At 71.5% G+C, this 16917-nt stretch carries 16 protein-coding genes; 7 read left to right on the forward strand and 9 right to left on the reverse strand.

Going from position 1 to position 16917, the window contains the following annotated elements; translation table 11 throughout:
- Positions 1 to 43: 43 nt before the first annotated feature.
- On the reverse strand, positions 44 to 886 hold the full coding sequence (locus Vse01_RS13305) for a helix-turn-helix domain-containing protein (RefSeq protein WP_093404665.1): 843 nt from the start codon (positions 884 to 886) through the stop codon (positions 44 to 46).
- Positions 887 to 1027: 141 nt separating this feature from the next.
- On the opposite strand from Vse01_RS13305, the gene Vse01_RS13310 reads away from it, so the two are divergent.
- Genes Vse01_RS13310 through Vse01_RS13320 form a run of 3 tightly spaced genes read left to right on the forward strand, consistent with a single transcriptional unit; the run spans position 1028 to position 3804 of the window.
- Positions 1028 to 1654 (forward strand): GOLPH3/VPS74 family protein, encoded by a 627-nt coding sequence (locus tag Vse01_RS13310; protein ID WP_093404662.1) that lies wholly within the window; start codon positions 1028 to 1030, stop codon positions 1652 to 1654.
- Positions 1655 to 1690: 36 nt separating this feature from the next.
- On the forward strand, positions 1691 to 3214 hold the full coding sequence (locus Vse01_RS13315) for an APC family permease (protein ID WP_093404660.1): 1524 nt from the start codon (positions 1691 to 1693) through the stop codon (positions 3212 to 3214).
- Complete coding sequence (locus Vse01_RS13320; protein WP_232511245.1) at positions 3211 to 3804, forward strand: GNAT family N-acetyltransferase; 594 nt, start codon at positions 3211 to 3213, stop codon at positions 3802 to 3804. Before Vse01_RS13315 ends, Vse01_RS13320 begins: the two co-directional genes overlap by 4 nt.
- A 57-nt stretch (positions 3805 to 3861) precedes the next feature.
- Here Vse01_RS13320 and Vse01_RS13325 read toward each other — a convergent pair whose 3' ends face one another.
- On the reverse strand, positions 3862 to 4704 hold the full coding sequence (locus tag Vse01_RS13325; RefSeq protein WP_093404657.1) for a SigB/SigF/SigG family RNA polymerase sigma factor: 843 nt from the start codon (positions 4702 to 4704) through the stop codon (positions 3862 to 3864).
- A gap of 392 nt (positions 4705 to 5096) precedes the next feature.
- Here Vse01_RS13325 and Vse01_RS13330 point away from each other — a divergent pair, with 392 nt between their 5' ends.
- A complete protein-coding gene (locus Vse01_RS13330) occupies positions 5097 to 5831 on the forward strand; it encodes an acetoacetate decarboxylase family protein (protein ID WP_093404655.1) in 735 nt (244 codons plus the stop codon).
- On the opposite strand, the gene Vse01_RS13335 is transcribed toward Vse01_RS13330, so the two are convergent.
- Positions 5780 to 7369, reverse strand: a complete 1590-nt coding sequence (locus Vse01_RS13335; RefSeq protein WP_093404652.1) for a phospholipase D family protein — start codon at positions 7367 to 7369, stop codon at positions 5780 to 5782. The two genes, Vse01_RS13330 and Vse01_RS13335, sit on opposite strands and share 52 nt — an antisense overlap.
- Before the next feature lie 122 nt (positions 7370 to 7491).
- Between Vse01_RS13335 and Vse01_RS29610 the strand changes: the two genes are divergently transcribed.
- Positions 7492 to 7620, forward strand: a complete 129-nt coding sequence (locus Vse01_RS29610; protein ID WP_275415497.1) for a hypothetical protein — start codon at positions 7492 to 7494, stop codon at positions 7618 to 7620.
- Between the two features lie 50 nt (positions 7621 to 7670).
- Here the strand turns inward: Vse01_RS29610 and Vse01_RS13340 are convergent, their stop codons facing one another.
- Both Vse01_RS13340 and Vse01_RS13345 read right to left on the reverse strand, forming a co-directional pair.
- Positions 7671 to 8657, reverse strand: a complete 987-nt coding sequence (locus Vse01_RS13340; RefSeq protein ID WP_093404650.1) for a pirin family protein — start codon at positions 8655 to 8657, stop codon at positions 7671 to 7673.
- 10 nt (positions 8658 to 8667) lie between these two features.
- Entirely contained in the window at positions 8668 to 9162 is a 495-nt protein-coding gene (locus Vse01_RS13345) for a MarR family winged helix-turn-helix transcriptional regulator (protein WP_093404647.1), read from the reverse strand.
- Between the two features lie 173 nt (positions 9163 to 9335).
- Here Vse01_RS13345 and Vse01_RS13350 point away from each other — a divergent pair, with 173 nt between their 5' ends.
- Entirely contained in the window at positions 9336 to 9857 is a 522-nt protein-coding gene (locus Vse01_RS13350; RefSeq protein WP_093404645.1) for a GNAT family N-acetyltransferase, read from the forward strand.
- Positions 9858 to 9909: 52 nt separating this feature from the next.
- Here the strand turns inward: Vse01_RS13350 and Vse01_RS13355 are convergent, their stop codons facing one another.
- Both Vse01_RS13355 and Vse01_RS13360 read right to left on the reverse strand, forming a co-directional pair.
- Complete coding sequence (locus Vse01_RS13355; RefSeq protein WP_093404642.1) at positions 9910 to 10497, reverse strand: general stress protein; 588 nt, start codon at positions 10495 to 10497, stop codon at positions 9910 to 9912.
- A gap of 180 nt (positions 10498 to 10677) precedes the next feature.
- A complete protein-coding gene (locus Vse01_RS13360) occupies positions 10678 to 12060 on the reverse strand; it encodes a glycoside hydrolase family 6 protein (protein ID WP_093404640.1) in 1383 nt (460 codons plus the stop codon).
- Positions 12061 to 12222: 162 nt separating this feature from the next.
- On the opposite strand from Vse01_RS13360, the gene Vse01_RS13365 reads away from it, so the two are divergent.
- Entirely contained in the window at positions 12223 to 13185 is a 963-nt protein-coding gene (locus Vse01_RS13365; protein WP_093404637.1) for an NAD(P)/FAD-dependent oxidoreductase, read from the forward strand.
- A gap of 34 nt (positions 13186 to 13219) precedes the next feature.
- Here Vse01_RS13365 and Vse01_RS13370 read toward each other — a convergent pair whose 3' ends face one another.
- Both Vse01_RS13370 and Vse01_RS13375 read right to left on the reverse strand, forming a co-directional pair.
- The gene (locus Vse01_RS13370) at positions 13220 to 14500 is read right to left on the reverse strand and encodes a cation:proton antiporter (protein ID WP_093404634.1); all 1281 of its coding nucleotides are present in this window, start codon (positions 14498 to 14500) and stop codon (positions 13220 to 13222) included.
- A 129-nt stretch (positions 14501 to 14629) separates the two neighbouring features.
- Positions 14630 to 16756, reverse strand: a complete 2127-nt coding sequence (locus tag Vse01_RS13375) for an ATP-binding SpoIIE family protein phosphatase (RefSeq protein ID WP_093404632.1) — start codon at positions 16754 to 16756, stop codon at positions 14630 to 14632.
- Positions 16757 to 16917: the final 161 nt, after the last annotated feature.

The following is a 16917-nucleotide window of genomic DNA, read 5'->3' on the forward strand; positions in this document are numbered from 1 at the left end:
CGCGATCCCTTCGTCGATACCGAGGGTGACCGCGGTGCAGCGGTCACGTAAAGTAACGAGAAGCTTCCTTCAGGCGGATCAGGGACGCCGCTGGATCGAGTGCCAGACTGCACAGCCTCTCGTGCACAAGGCTATACGAGCGCACCTGCGCACCCTCCTCCAGTGCCAGGCCCGTGGAGAGATTTTCCAGGTAGACAACGGCCGCGTCGGCCGCGTCGGCGAACGTGAGGATCACGTACGGCGAGTTCATGGCCGGATGTCCACCGGCCTCGAACGGAAGTACCTGGACCGTTACGTTAGGTAGTTGGGCGAGGGTTTCCAGGTGGCTCATCTGGCCCGCCATGACGGTGCGATCGCTGACAGGGCGTAGCAGTACTGCCTCGTTCAGCACCACCGACAACTCCACCGGCGCGTCGCCGCGCAGCACGTCCTGCCGGCGCAACCGAGCGGCCACCTTGCGGTCCAGATCGTCCTCGCCGGCGGTCAGCCGGTACACCTCGCGGGCGTACGCCTCGGTCTGCAACAGGCCGGGCACCGCCTCGGCCTCGTAGGTGCGCAGGGTGGCGGCCTCAGCCTCCAGTCCCACGTAGAACTCGAACCATTCCGGGAGGACGTCGCTGTAGTGCTGCCACCAGCCGCGTTGCTGTGCGCCCCGGGCGATCTCGATGAGCGCCTCGGCGTCGTTGCCGGTGACCTGGTACAGCGCGAGCGCGGCCCGGACGTCGCGTGGCTTGATGCCGATCTGGGCGTTCTCGATGCGGGACAGGTTGCTCTTGGACATGTCCAACTGTCGGGCGGCGACATCCAGGGTCATCCCGGCGCGCTCACGTAGCTGGCGTAGTTCCCGGGCGATGCGGCGGCGTCGAACGGTGGGGCTCGCGGTCACCCTCCGAGTCTGTCACGGGAAAAGGCGCAGGTCGCTTCACCACGGAGTGCAACTGGCCAAAACGGGAGTTGCGTTGCAGTTGCGCTCGGTGCATCCTTTTCCGGTTAGCGATCACTGTGGACGGCCGGCTCGGGAGGACGTGTGCTCACCGCCGACGAGTTCTTTCTGATCGCGCACAACGACACCCGGGGCAAGGCGAAGCTGCACCCGGCGGCGACCGGCCTCGGGCTGGCAGGGGGTCTCCTCGGCGAGCTGATCCTCTATGGACACATCACGGTCGTCGCCGGTCAGGTCAGCGTGATCGACCGCCGGCCGCCAGCCGACGCGTTGGCGCACACCGTGCTGGACCAGTTGATCGGCGAGGCTCAGCACCAGTCGGTGCGTACCTGGCTCAGTTTTCTCGCGCAGACGTCGGTGACCTCGGTGGGCGAGCGGCTGTCCCGGGCCGGCGTCCTGCGCCGGCAGGAGAGCCGGCGGCTGTTGCGGACCACCGTCACCTACCAGCCGATCGACCTCAACGTGGTGGCCTGGCCCGCGACCCGGCTGCGTGCGCTGCTGGAGCGTGCCGAGCCGCCAAGCGTGCCCGACGCGACGCTGCTCGGATTGGTCGCCGCCGCAGGGCTGACCCGGGAGGTGCTGTGGAGCGCCGGTCCGCGGGCCCACCACCGACTCAACCTGATCATCCCGGCACTGCCCGACCCGCTGAAGGAACTCGTGGCGCACACCGAAGCCGCCGTCGGTGCGGCGGTGCTGCGCGGCGCTCCCTGACCCGGAACACCCCTTCCCCTCAGACCGGAGCAGTTCATGTCCTCGACAGCGACAACCGAACGACCTAGCAACGTCTCCGAGGCGCTGGCCCGTGGCCGGCTCGGCGTCCCCTCAGTGATTTTCTTCGTTCTCTCCGCGGCGGCACCGCTGACCGTGGTCGCCGGCGTGGTCACCACCGGCTACGGCGTCATCGGCGTGCTCGGCATTCCGCTGGCCTTCCTGGCGGTGGCCGTGGTGCTCGCCGTGTTCTCCGTCGGCTACGTGGCGATGGCCCGTCGGATGGCCAACGCCGGGGCCTTCTACGCGTACGTGGCACGTGGGCTGGGACGCCCGGCCGGGGTGGGTACGGCCTGGGTGGCGCTGATCGCCTACAACGCCCTCCAGGTCGGGCTCTACGGGACCATCGGCGCGGCGGCGGCACCGGTGCTGGACCGGCTGTTCGGGATCACCCCGCAGTGGTGGATCGTGGCGCTGGTGGCGTGGGCGCTGGTGGCGATGCTCGGCCTGCTCCGAGTGGACATCAACGGCATGGTGCTGGCGGCGCTGCTCTGCGCCGAGATCGCCATCATCGTGGTGTTCGATCTCGGCCAGCTGGGCAACCCGGCCGGCGGCGACGTGAGCTTCGCCGCGTTCTCGCCGGAGAACTTCTTCGTGCCGGGGCTCGGCGCGGTGCTCGTACTGGCGATCCTCGGTTTCGTCGGCTTCGAGGCAGCTGTGGTCTTCAGCGAGGAGAGCAAGGACCCGAAGCGTACGGTGCCGATGGCCACCTACCTGTCCGTGGCGATCATCGCGGTGGTCTACGCGCTCTCCTCGTGGAGCATGACGGTGGCGGTCGGACCGGACCGGATCGTCGAGGAGGCGGGCACCCAGAGCGTCGAGCTGATCTTCAACCTGGCCGGTGCGCACCTGGGTGACACCGTCCTGACCATCGGGCAGGCACTCTTCCTGACCTCGGTACTGGCCGCCATGATCTCGTTCCACAACACCACCGCGCGCTACACCTTCGCGCTGGGCCGGGAGCGGGTGCTGCCCGCGGTGTTCGGCCGTACCTCACCGACCACCGGCGCACCCCGCGCCGCCTCGCTCGCGCAGAGCGCGCTCGGTCTGCTGGTGATCATCCTGTACGCGGTCAACGGCTGGGATCCGGTCCTGCAACTGTTCTTCTGGCTGGGCACCAGCGGCGGGTTCGGCGTGCTGCTGCTGATCGCTACCACCGCGGTCGCGATCATTGCGTACTTCGCCCGCGGCGAGGCGCAGGAGACGCTGTGGCGGCGGTTGGTCGCGCCGGGCATCGCCGTGATCGCGCTGATCGCGATCATCGTGCTGGCGGTGCAGAACTTCGCCAACCTGCTCGGGGTCGAGCCGGATTCGCCGCTGCGCTGGGCGATCCCGCTGGCCTACCCGGTGGCGGCGCTGCTGGGCGGACTGTGGGGCCTGTCGCTACGGCGGCGGCGTCCCGACACGTACGCCCGGATCGGCCTGGGCGCGGAGAGCGCGGCGGCCGTGGTGACCCCCGCGCCGGTGGCCGAGCCGACGCCCACGGCGGAGGTGCGGCGGTGACCCCGCCGGAGATCGGCCGGCTCGGCGAGGACGACGCCCGGTGGGTCGCCGCGCGGATCGCCGAGGCCTTCATGGTGCTGGACCAGCCTCGCTGGCTGGTGCCGGACGAGGCCAAGCGGGAGTCGGTGCTGGCCGGGAACTTCGAGATCATCGTCGACCACGCCACTCGGCACGGACTGGTGTTCGGCACCGAGGACCGGGCCGGGGTGGCGGTCTGGCTGCCGTCCGTCGGTGAACCGCTGCCGCCGCCGGAGGACTACGACACCCGGCTGGCCTCGGCGTGCGGGGAGTGGACCCCTAACTTCGTGCACCTGGACGAGCTGTTCGCCGCCAACCATCCGCACGACGATCATCACCACCTGGCACTGCTGGCCGTGCGTCCGGACCGCCAGGGCCAGGGCGTCGGCAGCGCGCTGTTGCGCCACCACCACGCCTGGCTGGACGCCAACGGCATGCCGGCATACCTGGAGGCGAGCAGCGAGACCAGCCGCGACCTGTACGCGCGGCACGGCTACCGGGTCGCCGAGCCGTTCCGGCTGCCCGACGGCACGCCGTTCTGGCCGATGTGGCGGGAGCCCGTCGCCGGCTGAGGTGCAAAGACGATGGTGGCCGGGTCCATCGGACCCGGCCACCATCGCCACCCCCTCCTAGTACGTGCCGTCGAGCTGACCCCGCAGCTTCGTCAGGGCTCGGGCCAGCAGCCGCGACACGTGCATCTGCGACACGCCGATCTGGTCCGCGATCTGCGACTGCGTCAGGTTGCCGTAGAACCGCAGCGTCAGGATCTTCTGCTCGCGCTCGTCCAGCGTGGCCAGCGCCGGGCCCAGTGCCACCCGCAGCTCGGCCAGCTCGAACTCGCTGTCCTCACCGCCGAGCATGTCGCCCAGCTCGGTCGCGCGGTCGCCGTCACCGGTCGGGGTGGACAGCGACACCGCGTTGTACGCGCGGGCGCCCTCCAGGCCCTCCAGCACCTCTTCCTCGGTGAGCTTGAGGTGAGCGGCGATGTCGGCCACGGTCGGGGAGCGGCCCAGGGACTGCAGCAGGGTGCTGTTGGCGTCGGAGATGGCCAGCCGCAGCTCCTGCAAGCGGCGAGGCACGCGGATGTCCCACGTCCGGTCGCGGAAGTGCCGCTTCAGCTCGCCGATGATGGTGGGGATCGCGTACCCGGCGAAGTCGACCCCACGGGACGGGTCGAACTTGTCGATGGCCTTGATGAGGCCGACGGCGGCGGTCTGCGCCAGGTCGTCGGTGGGCTCGCCGCGACCGCTGTAGCGGTGGGCGAGGTGGTTGGCGAGCGGCAGCCAGGCCTCGATCGCCCGGTCACGCAGCGCGGCCCGGGAGGGATGCCCGGCCGGCAGCGCCGCCATGGCGTTCAGCAGCTCGGCGGCGCTGTCGGTGAGCGCCCGCGGGTCGAGCTTCGGGGCCGGGGTTGCCGGGGTGGTCGGGGTTGCCGGGGTGGTCGCCGATTCAGTGATCGTTGACGCGGTCATGGTGGTCCTCCCTGCACCTCGTCCGCGGATATAGACGTGACGCTTTGGTTAGTTCTGTTAGTACGTTCGGGAGTCACCTTAGCCCGATCGTCTCCTGGAAATCTAGCCGAAAGGACGATGTACTTAAGTAATTTCTAGGCATGAAAGCCGCGAAAGGGTCAAGGTCAACCTGTCGGGCGCGGTCAGATCGTCGCGGAGACCCTGCATGAACGGCCGATCGGGCCAGTGGTAGATGACCGTCCGTACATCACCGCCCGTCCGGATGGGGCCGCCGGGGCGTCGAACGGACGACGGTCGCCGCAGCTGGCAAGCGGAGTGTCACCAATCCGTCGTTGTCCCGTGAACGGGACCGGGCTTAGCGTCGCGGGGTACATCCCTGATCCGGAGGTGCCGTGCTCGATCCTGCCGTTCCCCACCTCGTCGTGAACAGCCGGACGCTGTACTTCAGCTGGTTGCCGGCAGACCCGGACGCGGTGGCGGCGCTGGTCCCCGAGGGGCTGCGGCCCCACCCGGACCGCGAGGTCTTCATGAACCAGTACGTGGTGGACGACGAGAGCCAGACCTCCGGCTTCGGTCCCTACTCCCTGACCTACCTCGGCGTCACGCTCGTCGGGATGGACGCCCCGGATGGGGTGACCCCGGGCGGCTGGTGGACCCACTACGTCACCTCCAGCGAGCGGGTACGCGGGTACGCCCTGGCCCGGGGTGCCCCGGCCGTACCCGGCCGCACCAGCATCACCGAGCGGGGCGGCACGATCGTCACCGGGACGGACATCGAGGGCGTGCCGGTGATCCGGGCCCAGGTACGCGTCGGCGACACCGGCCACGCCATGCACAACGGACACCACCGCTACCTGACCGAGTTGCACGGTCAACTGGTCAGCAGCATCTATCCGGTGGTCGCCGAACCGTCCACCGCCTTCGAGATCGAGTCGGTCGAGTTCCTCGATCCGGACCACCCGGTGTACGCGTTGCGCCCGGAGAACCCGCTCACCATCGCCTGGGGCTACTACTCGCCGCGCTCCTCGTTCGCGTACCCCGGTGGGCTGACGGTGCTCGGCGAGCTGGAGCCGAGCTACCAGGTGCCGGACCGGCGGGCCCGCAGCGGTCTGCCGTCGGGGTCGTAGACCAGACGGTACGCGGGCAGCGCCCAGGCCCGGGTCCACCAGGGCAGGTGTCGGGCACGGTGCGGTCGCAGCCGGCCGGGTGGACGAGGGCCCACCTGGCCGCCGTCGTACCAGCGTTGCAACGCCTCGGCGGCGGCGGTGATCGCGGTGACCGCGTCGTCCGGGTCGATCAGGTCCGCGTCGTCGCCGCCGGCCGGATCGCGGTCCAGATGCTCGCGGAGCAGGCGTAGCCGGAGGTCCCGGGCGAAATGCCGGGCTCCGTCACCCTGACCGGCCGGATCGTGCGGGTGGCGTGCGTCCGCGGTGTCGTCCAGCACCGCGCAGGAGAGTTCGCTGTCGTGGGTCCAGGACCGCCGGTTGAAGTTGTCGCTGCCGACGCAGGCCCACACGTCGTCGACCACGCACACCTTGGCGTGCACGTAGACCGGGGTGCCGGCGTGGTTCTCCACATCGAAGACGTGCACCCGCCCCGCCGCGGTCTGCTCGCAGAGGGCCAACGCCTGCTCGCGACCGACCGTGTTCGGCGGCAGGGCCAGCCGCCCGTCCACGTCGGGATGGCGTGGCACCACGGCGACCAGATGCAACTCCGGATTGTCGCGCAGCGCTCCGGCGAAGAGTTCGGCGACCTCGGTGGACCAGAGGTACTGGTCCTCCAGGTAGATCAGCCGACGGGCGCGGCGTACCGCCTTGGTGTAGCCCCGGGCCACCGTGCGTTCGCCGTCCGGGGCGAACGCGTACCGGGGTCGGACCGCGGGGTAGGTGCGCAACACCTGGACGTGGTGCGGCCCGCAGGCCGGCGGGTCGGCCGGCTGCTCCGGCAGCGGCCCGGCGGTGAGGTCCGCGCCGCGGAGCCGGTCGCGCAGATAGGCCAGGGGGTTCTCCGAGTCCAGCGGCATCGGGTCGGTCCAGCGTTCGCGGAACGTGGTGTCCAGCGCGCCCACCACCGGCCCGCGCAGCGCGAGCTGCACGTCGTGCCAGGGCGGATGGTCACCGTAGGCGGCGGCCATCCGTACCGCCTGCGGGTCACCGTGGTGCGCGACGTCGTCGCGGCGGCTGTGGCACAGGTCGATGCCGCCGACAAAGGCGATGTCCTGCTCGGGGGCGGCCGGACGGCGCAGCACCACAAGCTTCTGATGGTGTGATCCACCTCGCCGGACCCGCTGGTCGAGCAGCACCTCGCCGCCGGCGGCCGAAATCGCCTCGCTGAGGTTGCGGTTCTCCTGGTGGCTGTAGGACAGCACGTCGAGGTGCGACCGCCAGATCAGACCCTTGACCACCACACCGCGCTGAGCGGCGCGGGCGAACAGCTGGGCGATGGTCGGCCCGTCCGGACGGAGGCGCTCGTCCGGGTCGCCCCGCCAGTCGGCGAAGAAGAGGTGGTCGCCGGCGCCCAGCCCCTCGACCTCGGTGACAAGCCGGTCGAAGTACGCGGCACCGTGAATCAGCGGCTCGGCGAGGTTTCCACTGGTCCAGACGGGTAACTCAGAGACCGGGTTGGCGCGTTCCGGTGCGGTGAGGAACCAGTCCTGTAGCGGCACGCTCCCGCCCTCAGAGAGGTCGTTCACGTCCTCACCATACGAAGCCGTGGTCGGGCTCGCACGCTGGTGGGCTGCTGGCGGTAGGCGACCGACCCGCACCCCGAGCAGCGAGGAGCCGAAGCATGTCCGGCGAGCCGACGAACTCCGCGACCGAGCACCGCGAGCAGGCGGTGGAGAGTGAGCGGGGGGCGCTGTTGACCGTACTGGTGATGGTCCTGCTCGGTGTGGCCGGTATCTTCGCCGTCTCCTGAGCCGGGCGGGCGGCCCCGGTGACCGGAGCCGCCCTACGTCCAGCGGTCGATCAGGGACGCTCGCCCTGCCCCTCGGTGTGCGGCAGCCGCTCCGCCGGGACCACTCCGAGCCGCCCGGCCTGGAAGTCCTCGAACGCCTGGATCAGCTCATCGCGGGTGTTCATCACGAACGGCCCGTAGTGCGCCACCGGCTCCCGGATGGGCTGTCCGCCCATGATGTAGAGGTCCAGGGTCTGGTTGCGGCTGTCCTGGCGGGCGTTCGCCTTGAACCGCAACGCGTCGCCCGGCCCGTGCACGGCCAGCTGTCCGGTGCGTACGCCGCGGCCGTTGGCGCCCACCGTGCCGCGCCCGCCGAGCACGTACACCAGCGCGTTGAAGTCCGGCCGCCAGGGCAGGTCCACCTGTGCCCCGGGCTCGACCGTCACGTGGGTGACGGTGATCGGGGTGTACGTGGAGCCGGGCCCCCGGTGGCCGGCGATCTCACCGGCGATCACCCGGATCAGCGCCCCGCCGTCCGGGGTGGTGAGCAGCGCGGCCTGGTTGCCCCGGATGTCCTGGTACTTCGGTGGGCTCATCTTGGCCGCACTGGGCAGGTTGACCCACAGCTGGGTGCCGTGGAACAGCCCGCCGCTGACCACCAGGTGCTCAGGTGGGGCCTCGATGTGCAGCAGGCCGCTGCCGGCGGTCATCCACTGGGTGTCGCCGTTGGTGATCGTGCCACCGCCGCCGTGGCTGTCCTGGTGGTCGAAGATCCCGTCGATGATGTAGGTGACGGTCTCGAAGCCCCGGTGCGGATGCCAGGAGGTGCCCTTCGGCTCGCCCGGTGCGTAGTCCACCTCGCCCATCTGGTCGAGCATGATGAACGGGTCCAGCTCGCTCATCGGCACCCCGGCGAACGCCTTGCGCACCGGGAACCCCTCGCCCTCGAAGCCACTGGGCGCGGTGGTGAGCCGGCGGACCGGCCGGAACTCGGTGGATTCGTCGAGCCGGGGCAGCCGGGGCAGGACGAGAACGTTGTCGACGGTGATGGCGGGCATCGGGGCTCCTTCAGTTGTCGCCGGGGGCGGTGGCGAGGGTGGCGTCACTGTCGTCGGCGCCTCGCAGCCGCCGGCCGAGCCGGCTGAAAATCCTGGTCAGGGCGGCGACCTCGGCGTCGTCGAGGTCGTCCATCAGATGGGTACGCACGGACTTCAGGTGGTGCGGTGCGGCCTCCCGCAGCGCCAGCAGCCCGGCGGCGGTAAGCACCGCCTCGCTGCCCCGCCCGTCCTGCGGGCAGGGCTGTCGGGCGACCAGGCCCCGCCGTTGCATGGAGGAAACCTGATAGGTCAGCCGGCTGGGTGAGAAGACCAGGCGATCGGCCAGCTCACCCATCCGCAGTCGTTGCCCGGGCACCTCGGAGAGCAGCACCAGCACGTGGTAGTCGGCGAAGCTGAGCCCGCTGGTGGCGCGCAGGTCGTCCTCCAGCCGGGTGAACAACCGCTGGCTGGCCTCGATGTAGGTCCGCCAGGCGGCCAGGCGATCGCGGTCCAGACTCTCGGTCACGCCGCTACGTTAGCACTTAGTCAAAATTTGAACAAGAGTTGGATGCCATGGTGGTTAGGGGCGCGGTCGGCGGTGCTCGCCGGTGGTGGTGAAGCTTTGAAGAAGTGTGGCCGACGGATCGCCGAGAGATGTCCGGTGCGCACTCGGCACGGGTGGTGTGAGACTCTGCGGCCGTGGAACTGATCGCTCCCGGCCTGCTGCTGCGTCCCTGGCGGGACGCGGACGCACCCGCCGTTCTGGATGCCTGGCGTGATCCGGCGATCGCGCAGTGGAACCCGCAGGGCGACCAGCTCGACCTCGACGCCGCGCTGCGCTGGCTACGGTGGCGGGCCGACTGGTCCGGCGGTGGCCACGTGTCGTTGGCGGCGGCCGACCCGGTCGACCCGGAGATTCTGCTCGGATCGGTGTCGCTGCACCGCATTCATGCCGGCGACGCCTCGATCGGTTACTGGACCGTCGCCGCTGCTCGCGGTCGCGGGGTCGCCACGGCGGCGGTCGTGCGGCTCAGCGGGTGGGCCTTCGCCGACCTCGGGCTGGAGCGCATCGAGCTGTGTCACGCGGTGGCCAATGTCGCGTCCTGCCGGGTCGCCGAACGGGCCGGTTTTCTGGCCGAGGGCACGCTGCGGCAGTCGCACCGCTACGGCGACGGCCGCCGCTACGACGAGCACCTGCACGCCCGCCTGTCCACCGACTGACCGGGCGGCCCCACCCACGGCGGGGCCGCCCGGGCGGCGGTTTCGGACGGGGTCAGCCCGCCGGCTGCGCCGCGCGTCCACCCAGGTTCAGCCGGCCGAGCAGCTGACGGGCCTGGTCGGCCACATCGGCCTCCACGGTGACCGCGTACTGGTTGGCCCGCAGGGAACTGGCGGAGGTGAAGTCACGCTGCCCGCCCGTCATCGCATGTGCCACGGCACCGAAGACGGCACCCCAGATCGCACCGATGACGAGGCCGGCGAGGATCACCGCCACCCAGTTCCCGACGGTGAAGATGCCGAACAGCAGGCCGATGAACAGACCGAACCAGGCCCCCGTACCGGCTCCGACCAGTGCCGCGCGGGCGGTGGTCAGCCGGCCCAGCACGGTCTCCACCAGGGCCAGGTCGGTGCCGACGATGGCGGTTCGTTCCACCGGGAACCGGTTGTCGGCGAGATGGTCCACCACCCGCTGGGCGGCCGGATAGTCCGGAAAGGCGCCGATCGTCACGGTCGGCGGCCCGGTTGGTGGTCCGTGGCCGTCGCCACTGGGTGCGGCGGGACGACCGCCGGGGCCCGACGGGAGGGTGCCGCCGCCGGTCACACCCGGCTGCCAGGCCGAGGGGTTCGACTGTGTGGTCATGGGTCTCCTCCTTCGTCAACGGGTCGCCTTCCCGTGTCGGCGGGGCGGTAACGCCCGGGTGGCCTCCGGCTCGTTGGCCTGCGCCGACGCGGGCAGCATCGGGACATGCTCCGGAAAAGGGCGGGCCCCCGGCCACCACCGGTAGGGCGGTGGCCGGGGGCCCCGGGACGGGTCAGGGGATCAGGCGCAGGCGGTGCCGTTCAGGCTGTAACCGCTCGGCGTGGACAGGCTGCTGCCGGTGTAGGTGCCCTGGAAACCGACGCTGAGCGTGCCGCCGCTGGGCAGGCTGCCGTTCCAGGCGGCGTTGCGGACCGTGATCTGGTTGCCGGACTGGCTCCAGTCACCGTTCCAGCCGTTGCTCAGCCGCACTCCGGAGGCGACGTTGAAGGTGAGGTTCCAGCCGTTCAGCGCCGCGCCGCGGTTGGTCACCCGGATCTCGGCGGTGAAGCCACCGGTCCACGTGTTCGGGGTGAACGTCACCGAGCAGCCACCGCCGGGCGGGTTGGTGGTCGGCGGCGCGGTGGTCGGCGGGGCCGTGGTGGGCGGGGCGGTGGTCGGCGGCGCGGTGGTCGGCGGGGCGGTGGTCGGCACCGGGCCGGCCGCGATAGCCAGGTCGTACGCCCGCTGCGGCACGAACTGACCCGCCGCCGCGATGCAGCCGTCCGCCTCGCCGGGCAGCTTCACCCAGAGGAACGCGTCGATGGCGGAGTCGCCGGTGTTGGTGGTGCTCGGAGTGCCGATCGCCCGCCCCGGCGGGTCGCACCACTCGGAGCCGGCCGGGCCGTTGCCGTTGCGACTGGTGTCGATGACCGCCTTCAGCCGGGAGTTGCCGGTGGCCGCGATGATCTGCTTGGCGTACGAGACCTCGTCGGCGGTACGGCGGTAGTTCGACACGTTCACCGAGATGCCGTCGGCGCTGTTGGCGATGTCGGCGGCGTTCAGCCGGGCAGCGGCCTCACCGGCGGCGAGCCAGCCGCCGTGGCCGATGTCGTAGTAGACCTTCGCCGCCGACGAACCCCGCTTGAGCGCCTTGCCGGCGTACGCCATCGAGGCCCGCACCTCGGCCTGCTGGCTCTCGTTCATGCAGCTGGTCATGATCGGGAGCACGTCGGGCTCCAGGATGATGGTGGCCGGACGCCCACCGAGACCCGCGGCGACCTGGTCCACCCACTGCCGGTAGGCGGAGTGGCTCGGGGCGCCGCCCGCGCTGTGGTTGCTGCAGTCACGGTTGGGGATGTTGTAGACCACCAGGATCGGGATCTTGCCGGCGGCGGCTGCGGCACCTACGAAGGAGTCCACCTCGCCGCGTACCGTCGAGGTGTTGGTGGTGGTGTACCAGCGGGGTTGCGGGACGCTGGCGATCCGGTCCCGGATCACGGCGGCCTTCGAGTCGTTCGGGTTGGCCGCCACCCAGCGGGCGGCGCTGGTCTGCGGGTCGACGTAGAAGGCGGATTCGGCGGCCGCGGCGGGCGCGGGGCGCAGCGCGCCCACGCCGACGCTGCCGGCCACGGTCAGTGCCGTCGCCACGACGCCGACCAGAGCGAACGTGCTTCGGGTTCTCATGGTCTGCTCCTCGTACCCATCGAAGAAAGTGCGTGGAAGCGCTCCCACATGTCCGTCAAGGTACGGGCCGATTGCAGGCTTGTGAAGAGTTTCCGGAACAATTCGGCGGACCACCGACCCGTGGCGTCGGGCCGCAGCGGCCGGCCGCCCTACGATCATGGGATGGACGGTGAGCGATCGGGCGTGGTGGTGATCGGTGCCGGGATCGCCGGCGTGGCCTGCGCCCGGGAACTGCGCGACGCGGGCGTGCCGGTCCAGATCCGGGAGCGGGGACGGGTGGCCGGCGGCCGGATGGCCAGCCGGCGTTTCGACGGCCGCCCCGCCGACCTCGGTGCGGCCTACTTCACCGTGAGTGATCCCGAGTTCGCCGAGGTGGTGCAGGGCTGGCAGGCGGCCGGGCTGGCCCGGGAGTGGACCGACACCTTCGTCGCGTACGACGGCGACGGCCGCCGTGAGGTGCCCGGGCCGATGCGCTGGGCGGCACCGCGCGGGCTGCGCTCGCTTGTGGAACACCTCGCTCGGGACCTGCCCGTGACGGTCAACCGGCTGGTGCTCGGTGTCGGGCCGGGACCGACAGTGGACGGTGAAGGGTGTGCGGCGGTGGTGCTGGCGATGCCGGGGCCACAGGCCGCGTGGCTGCTCGACCCGGGGCTCGCGGCGGCCACCGAGGCCGTGGCACGGCAGCGTTGGTCGCCGGCCCTGGCAGCGATGCTGCGGTTTCCGACGCGGCGGTGGAGCGACTTCCGGGGCGCGTTCGTCAACGACCATCCACTGCTCAACCTGGTCTGCGACGACGGCGACCGGCGCGGCGACGGCGGGGCGGTCCTGGTCGCGCACACCACCGAGGAGTTCGCGGCCGGGCACCTGGCCCAGCCGACCGCAGCCGCGCCGGAGATCGAGGCGGCCGTACGCGACCTGCTCGCCCTGCCCGACCGGGCGGAACACGTGCACGTGCACCGGTGGACGTACGCCAAGCCGACCGGCGGTGGTGGCCCGGACACCGGTTTCCACCTCGACGACGACGGCATCGGGCTGGCCGGGGACGCGTTCGGCGCACCCCGGGTGCAGACCGCCTGGCGCTCCGGCCGCGACCTCGGCCGGACCCTGGCCCGCCGGCTGGCCTGACCGGCCGGCGGCCGACGCGCCGGCCGATGGGCGCTCAGGCGGCGACAGGTGCGGAGGGTGCCGCTGAGGTCTCCGTCCGGGTGCGCCCACCGGATGCGTCAAGCAGCCGCATGACAGGTGTCGCCGCGACCCCATGCACCACCACGGAGACGATCACCACCAGGGCGACGGTGGCCCAGACGAGTTCCGCCTGCGGGAAGTCCGCCTTCGTGGTGGCGTAGGCCAGGTAGTAGAACGAGCCGATGCCCCGGATGCCGAAGGCGGCGATCACCCAGTGCTCCGCCGGCCGCCCCGGTGCGCCGCGCAGCGCCAGCCAACCGGCCAGCGGCCGGACCACGAACACCAGGGCCAGACCGACAAATGCGGCGGGCCAGGTCAGCGCGGCCAGCAGCCCGCTGATCACCGCGCCGCCCAGCAGCAGCAACATCAGCACCGTGAGCAGCCGTTCCACCTGCTCGGCGAAGTCGTGCAGCACCGCGTGGTACTTGTGGTTGCGCTCCGCCGCCCGGATCGCGCGGGCGGCCACGAAGACCGCCAGGAAGCCGTAGCCGCCGGCCACCTCGACCAGCCCGTACGCCAGGAAGGTGGCGGCCAGCGCCAGGAATCCCTCCGCGTGCCGGGCCAACCGCAGCTCGCTGGGCGCCCGGAAGAAGAGCTTGCCGAGCAGCCAACCGATCAGTAGTCCGCCGGCCAGCCCGGCGCCGACCTTGTAGAGCAGGTCCACGGTGAGCCAGCGGGCCAGCCAGTCACCGGGCGCGAGGCCGGCGCCCGCGATCGCGACCGCCGCGTAGACGAACGGGAACGCCAGGCCGTCGTTCAGCCCTGCCTCCGAGGTGAGCGCGAAACGAACCTCGTCCTCCGAGTCCGACTCGTCGGTGGGCTCGCCGACCTGGACGTCGGAGGCGAGGACCGGGTCGGTCGGCGCGAGCGACGCGGCGAGCAGCAGCGCGCTGGCCGGCACCAGGCCCGCCCACCACCACCCGAGCAGGGCGACGGCGGCGATGCACAACGGCATGGCCACGGCCAGCAGCCGCCACGTCGACGACCAGCGTCTCCAACTCAACGGTCGATCGATCTTCAGGCCGGCGCCCATCAAGGCGACGATCACGCAGATCTCGGTCAGGTGGGTGGCCAGATCCCGATGGGTCAGGGGGTCCGGCACGGGCAGGTTGGTGGGCAGCGAGTAGACAAGCATCCCGAGACCTAGGAAGGCCAGCGGCATCGACAGCGGTCGCCGCTCCACCAGCCGAGGCAGGATGCCGGCGAGCAGGGCCGCCACACCGAGCACCGCGAACGCAACGTCTACCGTCTCCACCGGACCGCCTCTCACCACGTCCGCAGCAGGCGGACAGGTGGCGCACTACGTGCCCCGGCGGAGGTTGCGGTAATCCGGGAGAATTTCCGGTACCGGTGCCAGCCGTACCCCGGATCGTCGGCCGGCTGCTCAGGCGGATGGGAGCAGGATCTCGAACCAGACCGTCGAGCCACGCACGGTGGGGTCGGTGCCCCAGGCGTCGCTCAACTCCTCGATCAGGCCCAACCCGCGTCCCCGGCTGCTCAGCGTCTCCGTGCGGGCCCGGGTCACCGTGCCCCGGGAGCCCGAGTCGGCCACCGACACGAGCAGGCGCTCCGGGCTGAGATCGACCTCCACCCGGGCCGCCGTGCCCGCGTGCAGCAACGCGTTGGTGGTCAGCTCGCTGGTGCACAGCACCGCCGCGCCGATCACCGACTCCGCGACCTCCCACTCGGTGAGCTGGGCGGTCATCCAGTGCCGTACCCGGCTCGGCGCGGTCGGCTCGGCGGGTACCTCCATCCGCGCCGACCGGCTCGGCCGCACCGCGTACTCGACGGCGAGCACCGCCACGTCGTCCTCGGTCGCGCCGGGCACGGCCGCGGAGGCCACCGCGCACAACGATCTCGGGTCGCCGCTTGGCGCCCCGGCCACCGACTCCGCCAGTCGCTCCAGGCCGTCCGACAACCCGTGCCGGCGTCGTTCCACCACGCCGTCGCTGAACAGCAGCAGCGTGTCGCCGGGCGAGAACGCGACGGTACGCGTCGCCGCCCGGTAGCCGATCCCCAACGGGGCACCGGAGGGCACGTCGACGTACTCGGCCGTCGGCTCACCCGTCGGCCCACAGCGACGCACCAGCGGCGCCGGATGACCGGCGCTGGCCAGGGTCAGTTCCTCCCGGCCGACGTCGATGACGCCGAACGCCACGGTGACGAACAACTCGTACGTGCCGGCCTCGGTGCCGAGGCTGCCTACCAGCCGATCGAGCCCGGCGAGCACCTGATCCGGGCGGGGGTCGTTGAGCGCCAGCGCGCGGAGTGCGGCGCGTACCTGGCCCATCCGGGCGGCGGCCTGCACGTCGTGGCCGGCCACGTCGCCGAGGACCACACCCAGGTCGCCGGTGGGCAGCACGAACGCGTCGTAGAAGTCCCCGCCCGCGGCGTTGCCGTCGACTCCCGGGTCGTACCGCGCGGCGATCCGCAGGCGGGGCAGGACCGGCAGGTTCTCCGGCAGCATGCTGCGTTGCAGCAGTTGGGCGGTGCCGTGCTGGGTCTCGAAGCGGCGTGCCCGCTCGGTGGCCTGCCCGATCAGCTCGGCCGAGGCTGCCAGCAGTGCCCGCTCCGCCGCCGACCACGGATGCGCCGAGCGGTAGCCGACCGTCAGCGCTCCCCGCACCACGGACGCCCGCAGCGGTACCGCCGCCAGGGCCCGGATCTTCTGGTCGTGCCGGTCCGCCGCGATCTCGTACAGCGGCTGGCCGTCGTCGATGAAGCTGGCCTGACCCGTGCGGGCACTGACCACCGCCGGCGCCGACCAGCCGGCCGGGCCGCGCCGCCACAGCGGGGGAAGGCGTTCGTCCGCCTCGTCGACCAACTCGCCACGGACCCGCCGGACCATCCGCCACCCGGCGCCGCCGCCCCCGTCGTCCACCGCGAAGGAGACCCGGTCGGCGTCGAACGAGGTGATCGCGTAGCGCAACGCGACCCGGGCCACGTCGTCCAGGGTGAGCGTGCCGGCGAGCGCCGCGGCGAAATCGCTGAGGCCCTGCAACTGGCGGGTGGCCGGGCTGGTCTCGGCCACCACGGACAGCACGCCGACGACCCGGCCGTGGCTGTCCCGCACCGGCGAACAGGCGCGGGTGTAGACGGGCTGGTCGAGGGCGACTGCGGCGTGCAGCGGGAGCGGGATCTCCCGGTCCAGGACGGCTACTCCGGTGCGGTAGGTCTGCTCGACGACGTCACCGACACCGGGGCGCTGCCAGACCTCGGCGAAGACCTCGGTGGGGGGACGGCCCATGGCGTCCGGGTGCCGGTCGCCGATCAGATCGGCGTACGCGTCGTTGTACAGCAGCAGCAACTCCGCGCCGAGGTGCAGGGCCATCGGCGCCGGAGAGGCGAGCACCACCTCGACGGTCGCCCGGACGGCGGGATCCCACGACTCGTACGGGCCGAGCGCCGTGGCACCCCATCGGGGGTGGCCGACGACGGTCGCCGTGCCCGGCACCGCCGTGCCCGGCAGCGGGCCTGATGGCGTGGGTACTCGCCCGACCGTTCCTGGCATGAACGCAGCCTAGTCCGCCCGCTCGACCCGCGTTCCCGATCATCGGTCGGGCGCGCCGGCCTGGGACATCAGAGCAGGTCAGAGCCGTTCCGGTGCGGTCTGTCCAGAAAAAGGGGGCGACCGTAGCGGCGTGCTGGCCGGGGGAAGGGGTAAGCGCGCCG

The organism is Micromonospora sediminimaris, assembly GCF_016863575.1.
In the GTDB taxonomy this organism is placed as follows: domain Bacteria; phylum Actinomycetota; class Actinomycetes; order Mycobacteriales; family Micromonosporaceae; genus Micromonospora; species Micromonospora sediminimaris.

What these genes read in the sequence shown, in the direction of transcription:
- Vse01_RS13315 (WP_093404660.1), top strand. Translation starts at nt 1,691, where the DNA reads ATGTCCTCGACAGCGACAACCGAACGACCTAGCAACGTCTCCGAGGCG.
- Vse01_RS13325 (WP_093404657.1), bottom strand. Translation starts at nt 4,704, where the DNA reads ATGACCGCGTCAACGATCACTGAATCGGCGACCACCCCGGCAACCCCG.
- Vse01_RS29610 (WP_275415497.1), top strand. Translation starts at nt 7,492, where the DNA reads ATGTCCGGCGAGCCGACGAACTCCGCGACCGAGCACCGCGAGCAGGCG.
- Vse01_RS13340 (WP_093404650.1), bottom strand. Translation starts at nt 8,657, where the DNA reads ATGCCCGCCATCACCGTCGACAACGTTCTCGTCCTGCCCCGGCTGCCC.
- Vse01_RS13355 (WP_093404642.1), bottom strand. Translation starts at nt 10,497, where the DNA reads ATGACCACACAGTCGAACCCCTCGGCCTGGCAGCCGGGTGTGACCGGC.
- Vse01_RS13360 (WP_093404640.1), bottom strand. Translation starts at nt 12,060, where the DNA reads ATGAGAACCCGAAGCACGTTCGCTCTGGTCGGCGTCGTGGCGACGGCA.
- Vse01_RS13365 (WP_093404637.1), top strand. Translation starts at nt 12,223, where the DNA reads ATGGACGGTGAGCGATCGGGCGTGGTGGTGATCGGTGCCGGGATCGCC.
- Vse01_RS13375 (WP_093404632.1), bottom strand. Translation starts at nt 16,756, where the DNA reads ATGCCAGGAACGGTCGGGCGAGTACCCACGCCATCAGGCCCGCTGCCG.